The organism is Kitasatospora azatica KCTC 9699, from assembly GCF_000744785.1.
GTDB classification, from domain to species: Bacteria; Actinomycetota; Actinomycetes; order Streptomycetales; family Streptomycetaceae; genus Kitasatospora; species Kitasatospora azatica.
Map to the genome: position 1 here is coordinate 5250561 of NZ_JQMO01000003.1, position 13796 is coordinate 5264356.

Annotated in this window: 10 protein-coding genes; 8 read left to right on the forward strand and 2 right to left on the reverse strand. The window is 66.4% G+C overall.

Features of this window, described 5'->3' with window-relative positions:
* Positions 1–9: 9 nt before the first annotated feature.
* Together BR98_RS33875 and BR98_RS33880 are read left to right on the forward strand one after the other, a co-directional pair.
* The gene (locus tag BR98_RS33875; protein ID WP_232247826.1) at positions 10–1062 is read left to right on the forward strand and encodes a recombinase family protein; all 1053 of its coding nucleotides are present in this window, start codon (positions 10–12) and stop codon (positions 1060–1062) included.
* 728 nt (positions 1063–1790) lie between these two features.
* Positions 1791–3065 (forward strand): DNA cytosine methyltransferase, encoded by a 1275-nt coding sequence (locus tag BR98_RS33880; protein ID WP_035851028.1) that lies wholly within the window; start codon positions 1791–1793, stop codon positions 3063–3065.
* Between the two features lie 27 nt (positions 3066–3092).
* Here BR98_RS33880 and BR98_RS33885 read toward each other — a convergent pair whose 3' ends face one another.
* Together BR98_RS33885 and BR98_RS33890 are read right to left on the reverse strand one after the other, a co-directional pair.
* The gene (locus BR98_RS33885) at positions 3093–3629 is read right to left on the reverse strand and encodes a very short patch repair endonuclease (RefSeq protein WP_083977314.1); all 537 of its coding nucleotides are present in this window, start codon (positions 3627–3629) and stop codon (positions 3093–3095) included.
* Positions 3626–4579, reverse strand: coding sequence for a NaeI family type II restriction endonuclease (locus BR98_RS33890; protein WP_035854800.1), 954 nt, complete (start codon positions 4577–4579; stop codon positions 3626–3628). The genes BR98_RS33885 and BR98_RS33890 overlap by 4 nt, the downstream gene beginning before the upstream one ends.
* 878 nt (positions 4580–5457) lie before the next feature.
* Here BR98_RS33890 and BR98_RS33895 point away from each other — a divergent pair.
* The 6 genes from BR98_RS33895 (at position 5458) to BR98_RS33920 (ending at position 13683) form a co-directional block, all read left to right on the forward strand.
* Positions 5458–5862, forward strand: a complete 405-nt coding sequence (locus BR98_RS33895; RefSeq protein WP_035851034.1) for a hypothetical protein — start codon at positions 5458–5460, stop codon at positions 5860–5862.
* Positions 5855–7255 carry a PIN-like domain-containing protein gene (locus BR98_RS33900; protein WP_035851036.1) on the forward strand — a complete coding sequence of 467 codons (1401 nt, stop codon included), beginning with the start codon at positions 5855–5857 and terminating at the stop codon, positions 7253–7255. The genes BR98_RS33895 and BR98_RS33900 overlap by 8 nt, the downstream gene beginning before the upstream one ends.
* A 101-nt stretch (positions 7256–7356) precedes the next feature.
* Positions 7357–9882, forward strand: coding sequence for an ATP-binding protein (locus BR98_RS33905; protein WP_035851038.1), 2526 nt, complete (start codon positions 7357–7359; stop codon positions 9880–9882).
* Positions 9879–11645, forward strand: coding sequence for a DEAD/DEAH box helicase family protein (locus BR98_RS33910; RefSeq protein ID WP_035851039.1), 1767 nt, complete (start codon positions 9879–9881; stop codon positions 11643–11645). Before BR98_RS33905 ends, BR98_RS33910 begins: the two co-directional genes overlap by 4 nt.
* A gap of 15 nt (positions 11646–11660) precedes the next feature.
* Positions 11661–12251, forward strand: a complete 591-nt coding sequence (locus tag BR98_RS33915; RefSeq protein WP_035851048.1) for a hypothetical protein — start codon at positions 11661–11663, stop codon at positions 12249–12251.
* Positions 12252–12597: 346 nt separating this feature from the next.
* Positions 12598–13683 carry an integrase core domain-containing protein gene (locus BR98_RS33920; protein WP_035851050.1) on the forward strand — a complete coding sequence of 362 codons (1086 nt, stop codon included), beginning with the start codon at positions 12598–12600 and terminating at the stop codon, positions 13681–13683.
* The last annotated feature ends 113 nt before the right edge of the window (positions 13684–13796 follow it).

A 13796-nucleotide genomic window follows, 5' to 3' on the forward strand; every position in this document is an offset into this window, starting at 1 on the left:
TTCAGCGTGATGGCGCCACTGTTCGAGCACTTCGGCGTGGGCGTGTGGATCCCGGAACTGGGCGGCTGTGTCGACCCGACGGTCGCCGGGCACGAGGAGCTGATGGTCCTGCTCGGCATCCTCGCCAAGCGCGAGGTCACTCGCGCCCGGATCCGGGTCCGCTCCGCCATGGCCGTCCAGACCCGCGACCAGGGCCGCTACCTGGGGGGACGCCCTCCGTACGGCTACCGCCTGGTGGATGCGGGACCGCACCCCAACCGGTCCTTCGCCCGCCGCGGCGTGCGCCTGCGACGGCTGGACACCGACCCGCACACGGGACCGATTGTGCGGTGGATCTTCTCCCAGCGCCTGTCCGGCCACAGTTTCGCCCGGATTGCCCGTGCTCTGAACGACACGGAGGTTCCGCCGCCATCCGCCGTCGACCCGGAGCGCAACCCGCACCGTGACGGCTGGCGCTGGCAGGTCCCCACGGTGCGGGCGATCCTGGCGAACCCCCGCTACACCGGCCGCCAGGTCTGGAACCGCCAGCGCACCGACCACGAGCTGATCGACCCGGACAACACCACCCTCGGCCACCGCGACGTCCAGCGCTGGAACACCCCGGACGACTGGGCTATCTCCCGCAAGCAGGTGCACCCGGCGCTGCTCAGCGAGGCCGACTTCGTCGCCGCCCAGCACGTCCGCGTGACCCGCGAGGTGACGCCAGGCCGCACGTACCGGCTGGCCGGGATCCTGCGCTGCGGCCTGTGCGGCCGCCGGATGGACTCCCACTGGACCCACCAACGCCCCGGCTACCGCTGCCGCCACGGCCAAAACAGCGCTACCACCCCGCAGCCCGACCGGCCGCACAACGCGTACGTGCGAGAGGACCTGATCGTGGCCCACCTGCCGGCTCTCGTCCTGCGCCTCACGGCTGCCGTCGGCGATGCGGCCGGTGAGCCGCTCACCGCCCTCGACGCAGTCGAGCACCTGCGTGCCAGCGGCACCACACTGACCTACGACGCGGTGGCCAGGGTCCTGACCGCCGACACCGAGCTAGCCGAGAGGATCCTGATTGGCTGATATTCCAGCGAGACATGCGACGAGCTGAGGACGACACCGAACGACGAACGCCCGCACCTGGCCGAAGGCCTGGAACGGGCGCAGATCCACCGTACTCGGAAACCGAGCACGGTGGGGGAAGAGTGTGTCCGAGCTTGTACCACCGGCCAACCTGGAGTGGGCTTCTGCGGTGCTGGAAGTTGATTACCGGTAGCTGGCCTGACGTGGCTCTGCGTATAGCGAACATCCGCAGGCGGGCTTGCCCTCGCCGCCGACTCCAAGCGTCCATGGGGACACCGCCCGCTACGGGCGGGCTCTGAATCCGATGGAGAGGGCTTACCCCATGGCCTGGATCGAGAAACACGGATGCGGTTGGCGTGCGCGCGGCCGGAACGGCAGCGCCGACGTAGCCCGGGTCACCGAGCCTGATGTCGCAGACGCCCGGGAGGTGCACTTGCCTGTCCCATTCGCGGGGCGTGTCCCTGGACCCGTCGGCGCGTTGTGCCAGGACGGGGCTGGATTCGGGCCGCGCTGGCTGGGGCTGTCAGTGTCCGGAACTAGACTGGCCGCTTCATGTAGGGCGACCGCACCGGGACCATGCCGCTGGCCAGCGCTGGACAGCAGGATCGGGAATGGCAGGTCGTACCTCGAAGGGAGGTTCGCTAACGTGTTCGATAACCTGGCTGGACGCAGTCCGGCATCTGGCGTCCTCCACCCCGCAGGATCGGCGCGCGTTGCACGGAGGAAGAATGTCTGCCCTTAAGGTTGTCGAGATCTGCGCCGGAGCAGGAGGGCAGGCCGTCGGCCTTGAACGGGCAGGGTTCGAGCACGCCCTTGCAGTTGAGCTTGATCCGAACGCGTGCGAGACACTGCGGAAAAACCGGCCCGAGTGGAAGGTCGTCCAGGGCGACGTCGCGGATGAAGAGGTATGGCGGCCCGAGGACTACAAGGGAGTCTCCCTGCTCGCGGGAGGGGTGCCTTGCCCGCCCTTCACGATTGCGGGCAAGCAGCTCGGTGCAACCGATGAGCGTGATCTGTTCGCCTGGGCCGTCAAGCTCGCCGAGCGTGTCCAGCCCAAAGCGCTGCTGCTGGAGAACGTCCGCGGACTCAGTGCCAACCGCTTCTCTGCATACCGGCAGCACGTCCTCGACACCCTCCGCGACTTCGGCTATGTGGCGGAGTGGCGGCTCCTTCAGGCTTCCGACTTCGGGGTGCCGCAACTTCGGCCGCGGTTCGTCCTGGTCGCCCTCCAGGATGAGTACGCCGAGTACTTCCACTGGCCCGAGCCCCTGCCCGGACTGGCGCCCACGGTCGGTGAGACGCTGAAGGACCTCATGGCAGCCAACGGCTGGGAAGGCGCCGAGGAATGGGCCGCCAAGGCTGACGGCATCGCCCCCACCATCGTCGGGGGCTCGAAGAAGCACGGTGGAGCCGACCTCGGCCCCTCCCGGGCCAAGGCGGCCTGGGAGGCCCTGGGCGTCGACGCCTGGGGCATCGCGAACGACGCGCCGGCGCCGGGCTTCGAACCGGCGACGAGCAAGAAGGGCGAACGCAGGGGCGGACCGAAGCTCACCAGCCGGATGGCGGCGCGGATCCAGGGCTTCAGCGACGACTGGGAGTTTGAGGGAGGCAAGACCACCGGCTATCGGCAGATCGGCAACGCCTTCCCGCCGCCAGTCGCCAAAGAGGTCGGCCTCTCCATCGCGCGGGCCCTCAACAAGAAGGCCTCTCGCCGTGAACGTGCCGAGATCACCCATGACCCGGTCTACCGGCTGCTCCGCGGAAGGACACAGGCGCTCACAGCAGAGCAGATCACCGCGCTTCTCCAAAAGGAGGACGTCGTGATGGGCGTGCCCGACGTCGAACGCCACTTGAGCCACCTCGGCCGGGACTTCAACATCGAGACCGTCGAGCGCAAGCAGGGCGTCCCGAGCTACTTGCTCCGCGACTTCAAGGCTTTCATCGGCCAGGAGGGCCACGAGCGGCACGAGCTGTTCAAGGCCAACAAGGCCAAGATCAGCTGAGCATGACCGGCTGCCGCCCGCGGGAAATCAGCCCGCGGGCGGGCCTCCGGGGAGACGGCTTTGGCTGTTCTCAGCCTTTAGCCGCTTCCGCTCGGCGAGCTCCTGCCTCCGCGCCACAACGGCTGCCACCACTGCCTCTGCGCACTCCGCGGGCGACTGGTGCTCCCAGAAACGCAGCACGAGCCATCCCTCGTCGGCGAGGCGCCCATCGGTATCCCGGTCGCGGGTGACGTTCCCGCCGATCTTCGACTCCCAGTACGCGGGATTGGTCTTGGGAAGAACGAAGTGCTCCGGGCAGCCGTGCCAGAAGCAGCCGTCGATGAAGACGGCGACGCGCACCGGCCGGAACACCAGGTCGGCTGTGCGCCGCATCTTCGGGAGCGGTCTCACAGCAACCCGGTAGCGCAGCCCGGCTGCGTGCACGAGCGACCGCAGCGCCAACTCCGGGGAGGTGTCCCTGCTGCGGTTTCCGAGCATGCTGCGCCGGTTAGCTGCCGAGGATGCCCACGAGCCTTCGGGGGCGGTCCAGGCACCGCTGTCTGGGTCTGGAGAGCGTGTGCTCATATCTCTGGGAGCTTCGGGACGTATTCCTCTGGGTCGTCCGGCAGAGCCAGCGTCCACTGCTCGCCGCCGAGATCGACACAGGGCGCACCCCCATGGTGCGGCCTCAGCCGTGCGAGCCGCGCACTAACGGAATCCCCCGACTCCGGGACGGGCAGGCCCAGCTGCTCAGCCAGCTGGCCATGGCTCGAGTAGTGGCCGAGGATGACGATCCCGCGGGACTGCAAGCGCGAACGCGAGCCGCCGTTGTAGCGGACCCGCTTCATATAGTCCTCCTGCATCGCCACAGTCGCCACGACGTTGCGGCTGACCCTCCGGTGCTGCGCGCGCAGGAACAGCTCGTCGACGCGGCGCTGGCCCGACCTGTGACTGAACACTGCCGAGACGTCGTCCGCCGACAGGCGCAGCAGCATGTTGTCCTGCAGTGGCGCGTTGTAGAACAGCCACCGCACCTCCTGCCGCCCCGCCGCGCTGAGCGTCTTCTTCGCATCGCGGTTGCCGCCGACGTTCAGCAGCTCGGGGAGCGCCCGGACCAGACCCGCACACCACTGCGAGTCGCGGTCGTTCGCCCACACCACGAGCAGCAGCTCGCCGTGCGCCTCCGGCGGGATCATCCACGCCCCGCGGGTCTGGGAAAACTTGCAGTCCACATCCGCACCAGCGATCCGGTAGTCCATCCTCGCGCCGTCGGCGAACGCGAACTCCCGCTGCAGGTTGATCTCGATGAGCGTGCCGAGGTGGGCCTTCTCCGTCTTGTAGAGCTGCTCCCAGCGGAAGCGCCCGGTGTGCTGGCCATCGAGCAGCATGTCCATGCTCCGCCGGACCGCACCCGCGAAACGCCGACCGTCGGGGTCTTCGCGAAGGATCAGCTCGGCTACCGCCTCCAGCGCTGAGTCCTGCCCAGACGCATCCGGCCACAGGCTGGGCTGCTCAGCATCAAATCCGTGATCCACACGGGAGAGGCTATCGGGGAAGCCCCCGTTTCGGCACCGAATAGGTGCACCCGGTCCGGCAGTGAAAGACTCATCCGCGTGATCCGAGAACCTGCTGAAGTCAGCATCGACGCCGAAGGCCACGTGGCCCTGCCCATGGCCCCTCCTCGCGGAGGCCGGCCTGGACATCGGCGCACGGCTCCTCGCCTGCAGCGACGGCGACGGCCGAATCGTCCTGCGCCGCCAGGCCGATGCGATCAGCCAGCTGCTGGAGTACGGCGAGTTCTGACACCGGTGCCGCCTGCCACAGGCCTGGACGGTGATTGAAGCCGAGGAGCCGGACTCCGGCCCGGCCGCGCATACAGGCCCGGTTTGATCCGTGCGAGCAGCTCGTCGTCGCCGGTCCGCGTATGTTGGCGCCCCCGGTATCCGGCTGCCGAGAGGCTGGCGCTGGCCTACGAGAACAGCGTGGCCTGCACGGCTCCTTGCTGGGCGCCCAGCGTCCCCTCCAGGTCGAGCTGCTCCTGGAACGCCACGGCGTCGGCGAGCGGCAGCTGAGTCATGCTGCCAGCGCACAAGACGAGTTCGTGAGCATGGCGCTTGTGGTCGTGGACGCTTCCGTGACCGGCACGGCCCGCGATCGGTACGAGCGCCACTGGGCGGGAACAGGACGGGCACGCGACTCTCGGCATCTTCACTGCTCCAGGATGCCGCAGCCGTATGACAGTTGGCAGACTGTCGAGCGCATCGCCAGAGCTCTCCTCATCAGGGAAGTGTGTAGCGGCATCCCGCGCCACGGCCGCTAGCACAGCCGTGCAGGGGGACCTCCCCGTATCGGCGTACACGTGAGTATGTGCGCAGTCGTGTACGAATGAATTGGATCCGTCGCCGACCGTGTGATGGAGTCGCTTCGCTTCACCGGCAGCCCTGTTGTGGCCGGTCGCTCCGTCCGAGGTCCGCCCTACTACGCTGAAGCCTTCGACAAGGGGGTGAGTGCGGCGTCGAGGGATGTTGCCGGGTTGTTGGCCGTGTTCGACGCGCAGTTGAGGAGCCGGGTTCCTCGCTTCGCGCCGGTCGGGGCGGTCGTGGAGCAGGACGGGCCGCTGGTCCGCATCCAATTCGGCACGCACGGGATCGTCGGTCATCGCGGTCTGGACGGTGAAGACTTTGGCGAGCTGATCCGCCGACAGCAGGCTCTGTTTGCCGGATGTCTTCGACCGGTACAGTCGCGCATCGCGAGGATTGAGTGTGAACAGGACAGGAGCGCGGGGGAACGTGGCCCAGGGAAACCTTCCAATGGTTGAGCAGTACCGCGCTTGGCTCCTGCCCGACGGCGGCATGGACGACGCCGAGCGGGAGGCATTCTTCACTGATGGTCTTGTAGTGCTCGACACCAACATCCTGCTCAGCCTCTACGAGTACAATCCCGGAGCGCGCGAGCAGGTCTTTGCAGCGCTGGAGCAGATCGCTGACCGCCTGTGGCTGCCCCATCAGGTTGGACTGGAGTTCGTCCGCGGACGTCACCGTGTGATCGTGGATCGCCTGAAGGCCCTCAAGGACGCGCCCGCCGAGGTCGACCGGAAGCTGCAGCAGGCCCGCCAGGCAGTCATCGAGGCCAGCGATCTGGTGAAGCGGCTCCTCGCGAAGTACGCACAGGACGATGTCGCCAGCGCCGAACTCGATGAGCAGATCAACCCGGAGGCGATCGACGGCCGTCTGGATGAGTACCGCACTCTTCTACGGCGGCACGTCCAGCACTTGAAGGACGAGCAAGACCTACTGCTCGGGTCGATCAGCTCTGATGACCCCATCCTCCCGCGTGTGGCCGCGCTGTTTCTCGATCGCATCGCCGCGCCCACTCCGCCAGACACGGTGAGGCAGCGACTCGATGAAGCCCTGACCTACCGGTTCCCCAACCAGATCCCGCCAGGGTTCTCGGACGGCCGCAAGGGAACATCCCTCGAGGCGGCAGGCGACTTCCTCCTCTGGGCGGAGATTGTGGAGAAGGCCAGAGGACTGGAGCAGCCCTGCCGGGTCCTGCTGGTCTCTTCTGACGGGAAGGGTGACTGGTACGAGAAGGCCGAGCCCGGCCGCAGCCGCCGCCCTTGGCCGATGCTCTTCGACGAGTTGAGGCTACGCGCCGGGGCCGAGCTGCGACTTGAGGAGCCTAGGAAGTTCTTCGAGGGCATCAAGCAGTTCCTGAACCCGGATGTTGAGCTCGCCGCGACCACCTATGAGGAGATCGACCGTGCGGCAGCTGTTGCCGCTGGCGGTACCGGCCAGCCGGACCTTGTCACTGAGGGCAACGCTGCTGTCATTGTCCCGGCGGACGGCCTGGCGCTCGACGCATACCGTGCGGCCGGCCTGACAACAGGGTCGGTTCGCCGTCTCGCGGAATCGCCTATGCACCGTCAGTTCCAATGGTGGCTGATCGGCGCCACAGCTCAACTCGGCCAGCGTAACGTCAGAGAGGGCGAGCCCCAGGTCGAGGTGCTCGCCGCTGTTCGCTCCGAGCGCCCGCCAGGGCCCGAGTGGCTAGGCGGGGATGTGCTAACCCAAGGCGAGTGGCCGTACCGGGGAGGTTCCTGGATCGCGCCGTGGTTTGTTCAGGTGGTGCGCTCAGCCAGCGAGGCCGACCGGCTGCCGCTCCAGAGGCTTGCGGCGCGGCACGCAGACCGGGTGGTGCCTGGCGGCTGATCCGCCATCTGATCGCACTGATTGGCCGTCTGAACAGGCGGAGGGCACTACGCTAGCGGACGTAGTAGATCGCGGACAGTGAAGACGGGGTCAAGCTGAAGATGGCGCACAAGCTGTTGGACATCACGCCCACTCCGCAGGTGCTGGTGGCACTCACGCGGACCCCGATTTCGCCGCTTGACGCACTTAGCGAACTGATCGACAACGCCATCGACTCGTTTCGGGCGGCGGCCACCGCGGGCAAGCCGTCTCCTGTCCGCCAGGTAATCATCGAGATCCCCAGTGCTGCTGAGGTCAGCCGCGGCGAGGGCCTTGTCCGAGTACGCGACACGGGACCCGGGCTCTCCGAGGAGCAGATCGCCGACTCGATGCGGGCAGGGTTCTCCTCCAAGAACCACTTCGACACCCTCGGGCTATTCGGCATGGGCTTCAACATCGCCACCGGCAAGCTGGGCCGTATCACCCGCGTGGTCTCGGCGCGCGCTCAAGACCCGCATGCCATCCAGGTCACCCTCGATCTCCCCAAGCTCATCCAGGAGCAGAGCTTCGCAGCCGAGGCTGAGCAGGTGCCCAAACCCCCTGGCCTCACGCACGGAACGGTAGTCGAGATCCGTGGCTGGTGGCCCGACGGCGATGGGAACAGCGGCTTCATCCGCAACTTGGCGAAGCTTCCGCGGAAGACGCTGCGTGATCGGCTCGGGCGGCGGTATGCATCGCTTCTGCGCACCGACAGCTCCACACCGGTGATAATCAGTGTCAACGGTGAGCGGTGCCAGCCGTTCGAGCACTGCGTGTGGTCCAAGGAGCGGTTCGTCGAGCGCCAAAGCCACGGCAAGGTGCCCGCGCGAATCGACTTCGACGAGCAGATCAGCCGTGCACGGCGGTGCCTGCACGACGGGACCGACTTCGGCGTTTCGGCGACCTGTCCCCGGTGCGGAGGAACGGAGAGCCGACAGGTCGTCCACCGGGTCCGAGGCTGGGTCGGCATCCAGCGGTTCGACGACCAGAACGACTTCGGGATCGACCTGATCCGCAACGGGCGCGTGATCCGGGTGGCTGAGAAGGCAGCCTTCTTCGAGTTCGCCGACGAATCCACCGGGCGCTCTGAGCGCGAGTACCCGATCGACCAGCAGTACGGGAGGATCGTTGGCGAGGTCCACCTCGACCAGGTCCCCGTCGACTTCCAGAAGCAGAATTTCCAGCAGGCTACGGATGAGTGGCAGGACGCCATGCGGTACCTGCGCGGCGGTTCCCTACTCCCCACTAAGTGGAGTGACGAGGAGCGCAACGAGTCTCCTGTCTCCCGCTTGTTCCAGGGCTACCGCAAAGTCCGCAACTTCGGCCGCAGCGACATGTACATGGGCCAGTACAACCCCGCCAAGGGCAAGGCGGACCGGATCTCTCGCGACACCGAGCGTGCTTACCATCAGAAGTTCCTCGATCGCGAGCCCGGCTACTACACCGATGAGAAGTGGTGGGAGCTCGTTGAGACGGCCGGTGAACCGCCGATCCAGGAACTGCCCGAATGCGGTGACTGCGGGTTCCAGAACACCCCGGCCGCCGAGGAGTGCGGAGGATGCGGACAGGTCCTCAACGGGAAGACCTGTCTGAGCGCCGACTGCCGCAAGCAGATCCCGCGGTCCTCCACCGCTTGCCCGCACTGCGCTACCTCACAGGTCCCCACGGTCCAACTGCCCTGGAAGTGCGCCTTCTGTTCCTCTGAGAACAAGGCCGGGGACGAATCCTGCAATGTATGCGGCAGTATCAAGGGCGCGCCGCACCCCGCCAGCCCCGAAGCGCTCGCCCTCGCCTCAACGAAAGAACCCGACTACTGTGCCTCCCAGCTGATGGTCGCTCTGGCCGATGGGAAGATGAGCAGCCCGCTCGACATTGCGGCGCACACGGTGCATCGGCCAATCATCCCTGCGTACGGCCGCGAGCCGGTACCGCTCGTCACCGGCGCGGCGATGGGAAGGATCACTGTGTATGTCGATCCAACCCACCCGGTGTTCACCGCCATGGGGCTGCGACCCGAGTACCTTGTCGCCACCGAGGCAGCGCAGTATCTCTACTCCCTCCACAGGAACCTGCAGAACCAGCCCGGCCACACCGTCGCGGCGATGACCGCTGAGCTCCTCAAACAGGGGTGGGGCGACGCGGTCACCGACAACGCCGACACTGTCCGGGGCGACATCAAGGAACTGTTCAGCCAGATCACCGAGAAGATCCTCTTGGCACCCCACGCCGAGGACTTCTACAGCGAACTCGATGAAACGCAGCAGCTTGCGCTCGCCGAATCGATGATCAAATCTGGTGCCGACCTGGCTGAGCTCGGCCGCCTCAAGAGCACCGGCGGCTACCTGCGCTACTGCGACCGCGACACCGTGACCGCGTTCTTCGCCCGCCACTCCGACAGCTGGTTCAACGGCCTGGTCTGGCAGGACCCCTGGCCCAGCGAGGCAGAGGTCGGCCCGCTCATCGCAGGGAAGCTGCGAGAAGTCCTGCGATTGAAATATTTGCGCTGCCTGGAGGACTGCGCGTCCTACATGCGCTACGAACAGCCAGAACGCCTGATCATCGTCCGAGCTCGCGCTGCTGTTGACTTCCTCGCCGACAAGCTGTCATGACGCAACGTATCGTCACCGACCTCAACCTGGCTGGGACTGGCTGGCAGTCCTTTGAGAGGACTGTCCAGCGCCTCCTAACTGCCCGCGGCTACACGGGCGTCCAGCTAGCCGGCGCATCCGGTGATGGCGGCGCCGACGTGATCGGCACCCTCAACGGACGGCGATGGCTTTTCCAGGTCAAGCGCTGGCGTACGCCGGTGGGGCCTGACGTCATCGCGCAGACCATCGCGGCGTGCCAGCGCTATGACGCTGACATCCCTGTCGTCGTTAGCCTCAACGGCTTTGAGGCATCCGTCCGGGCCCAGCACGAGCACTTGGCAGCGAGAGGGATCCCTCTCCAGCTATGGGACCGCCGCATGCTTGTCCGGCAGGCCGAGCGCGTGCCCCGGGATCCGTTGTCCCAACGGTTCCCGGAGCGCTACCAGTTGCGCTCCTATCAGGAGCGCGCCGTTGAACACGTCATGGGCGAAATGGTCAACGGTGCCCGCAGTGCCCTGGTCGTCCTTGCAACCGGGCTAGGCAAGACCTTCGTCGCAGCCGAGTTCTACCGGCGCTTCCGGACATCACGCCCCGACACAAAGACGCTTGTCCTCGCACACCGAAACGAGCTCGTATACCAGCTCGAGCGTTCCTTCTGGCCCATGCTGCCCTCTTCCGTGGGCACCGGCGTGTGGAATGGATACGAGCGTCCGGACCCGGACGCCCTGGCTGATCTCGATATCGTGTTCGCCTGCGTGGACAGCGTAGCTACCGCCGCAGCATCAGGACGCTCACTCCCCGACTTCGGCTTGGTGGTCGTGGATGAGTGCCACCACCTGGGCACCACCGCATACGACACGGTCATCGGCGAGCTGTCGGCAGCTGACGGCGGAGCGTTCCTTCTCGGCATGACCGCCACTCCGTGGCGGCCCGACGGGAAGACGCTGGGACAGTGGTTCGACTATCCCGTCGTGGACATTGACTTGGTGCGTGGGCTGCGAGAGGGCTTTCTCGCCAACGTCGACTACCGGATGTTCACGGACAACCTCGACTGGGACGCCTTGGCCGCCGGACTTGCTGGGACTGCTCCAGCCCTCACGCCCCGCGGAATCAACCGCACCCTGTTTATCGATGAATGGGACGATGCTGTCGCTGATCGGCTCTCCGAGGTGTGGCGTGAACAGCTCAATCCCCGCGCCATCGTCTTCTGCGGGACTATCGACCATGCCGAGCGGATGGCCGGACGCATCAACGCCCTGGGCTTTGCCAGCGCCGAAGTCATCGCTTCCCGAACTTCCAGCGGCAAGGCGGTGGACGCGGCAACCCGCAACCGCATCCTGTGGGACTTCGCAGATGCCCGTACAGGCGTCCTGTGTGCCGTCGACGTCCTCAACGAGGGCGTGGACGTCCCGGACGTCAACATTGTTGTCTTCCAGCGCGTCACCCACAGCCGCCGCATCTTCGTCCAGCAGCTCGGCCGAGGCCTCCGCCTCGCCCCAGGCAAGGACAAGGTCATCGTTCTGGACTTCGTCTCCGACATCCGCCGCTTCGCCGCAGGCCTGAGTCTTCAGGACTCGCTCGCCTCGCCTGGCAAAGCGGGCCACGATCCCCGAGTCAAGATCGGCAGTCAGATCAGCTTCCTTCGGGCAAACGGCCCTGACCAAGAAGGAGCTCAGTTCCTCCGCGAGTGGCTGGGCGACCTAGAGGCGGTCGAAAACGCAGGCGAGGATACACACATCCTTCGCTACCCTCCTGGCAGCGCCATTGCAGAGATCGCGAAGTGATAGGAGCGCATCCCAATGCCTGAGCACAAGTCCCGTCCCGAGGCTGACTGGAACCGCCTCAAGCCGGCCACCGAGCATGCGGTCACTGAACTCCTCAACCAGCTTCAGCAGGACGCGTGCGCACAAGACCTCCTCGATGCCTACCTCTACGCGAAGCGCCTGCTGGCAGAGTCGATGCAGGCTCTGATCCGCATCGATCTTCCGGCAGAGTGCGAGACGTTCCAGGACCTCCGCAAGCAGCTCTGCGACGCTATAGCGGCTCAGTACGGGAACAAGATCCCCGAACGCTACCTCGTCGTGCCCTATGGCAGCCGGACCCACGAGGAGCTTTTCACCATCCTGCTCCAACACTTCGGCCAGCCAGTCAGCGCCGCGTTGCTCCGTGTTGTCACCAGGGACTCCGTCCACACCGAGCGCCGCACCCGCGAACTGCGAGAGCTCGGTCTTGACATCGAGACAGGAAAAGAAAGCGGTGTTGACGTCTATACCCTCAGATCCCTGGCCCTCGACACCGGCATGATCCCGACAATCATCAGGAACAACCTCCGCGACAAGAAGGCCCCGGCCGGTGTAAAGGCTGCGGCGCTCGCCGTCCTCGGAGAGTGAGCGGAGCGCGTGATCCGTGATCCCCGTGGGACCTTGTTGCTCGATGTGATTGTTCGTCACTCGTGATCTCCGTGTTGGGTGGACACTGCTGGGTGTCAGGCCGGTGATCTGGGTCGAAGGAGGAGATCATGTCGATGCGTCCGCTGCCGGCTCCTGAAGTGCCCGGGTCCACGTCCCGGGTGGCGCGGGCTGTGTTCCCGCGTGGCTGCCTGGCGATGCGGATCAGGGACGAACTCGGCGCGGTGTTCGGCAACGAGCGGTTCGCGTCCTGTGGGGCTCGTAAAGTCATTGCTGCAGATGGGAGCTCGCGTGCGGACTCACCGATGGTGGCTGGGATGCTGCGCGGGTGATCATCTCGCTGCTGTACAGGGCCACGCGTGCGCTGCTGTCCGTGCCGGCGGTGCTATTGCGCCGGGACACCGCCAAGGACGCCGAACTGCTGGTGCTGCGGCTCGAGAACGCGGTGCTGCGACGACAGCTCGACGGTCCGGTTCGCTACGAGCCCACGGACAGGTTCTGGTTGGCCGCGCTGTCGTCGCTGATACCGCGCCGTAGCTGGAGGAGCGTCTTCCCAGTCACGCCGGGGACGCTGCTGGCTTGGCACCGGAGGCTGATCGCCAGCAAGTGGGACTACTCCGACCGGCGGGGACGCACTGGCCGCCCGGCCACAGCGGCAGCACTCAAGAAGCTTGTACTGCGCCTGGCGCGGGAGAACCCGCGGTGCGGTCATCGCAGGAGCCAGGGCGAGCTGGCGCGGCTGGGGCACCCGATCGCGCCGTCCACAGTCTGGGAGATCCTGCGCGCGGTCGGCATCGACCCGGCCCCGCGCCGTACCGGACCGAGCTGGCGCGAATTCCTCACCGCGCAGGCCGAGGGGATCATCGCGGCGGACTTCTTCCACGTGGACACCGCGACGGACAGGCGCTTGTACGCGCTGGCATTCCTTGAGCACGGCACCCGCAGGCTCCACATCACCGGTGTCACCGCCCACCCCACAGCACAGTGGGCGACCCAGCAAGCCCGCAATCTCGCCGCCGACCTCGGCAGCCGCGTCGAGTCTCTGCGCTTCGTTCTCCGCGACCCCGACAGCAAGTACACCGCCTCCTTCGACGCTGTCTTCGAAGCTGAGGAGATGGGGGTGCTGATCAGCGCGCCCCGAGCGCCTCGGATGAACGCACACTGCGAGCGAGTGATCGGCACGATCGGCCGCGAAGTCCTCGACCACGTTCTGATCATGAACGAGGCCCACGCCCGTCAGGTCCTCGCCGAGTACCGGGATCACTACAACAGGCATCGACCGCACCGATCCCGGGACCAACGACCGCCTGAGATCCAGGAACAGCCAGCAGTCTTGCACCAGTTCGATCCCGTAAGGCTCCTGCGTACTCGAGTCCTCGGCGGTGTCGTCAACGAGTACCGATACGCCGCTTGAGCTGCAGCGATGACTTTCCGAGCCCCACACGAGTAAGGGTGACGGCGATGGTCGGCAGACACACGCTCTCTACTCGCGCCAGTCGCCGACCCGGGGCAGCTCTCCCAGCTCGA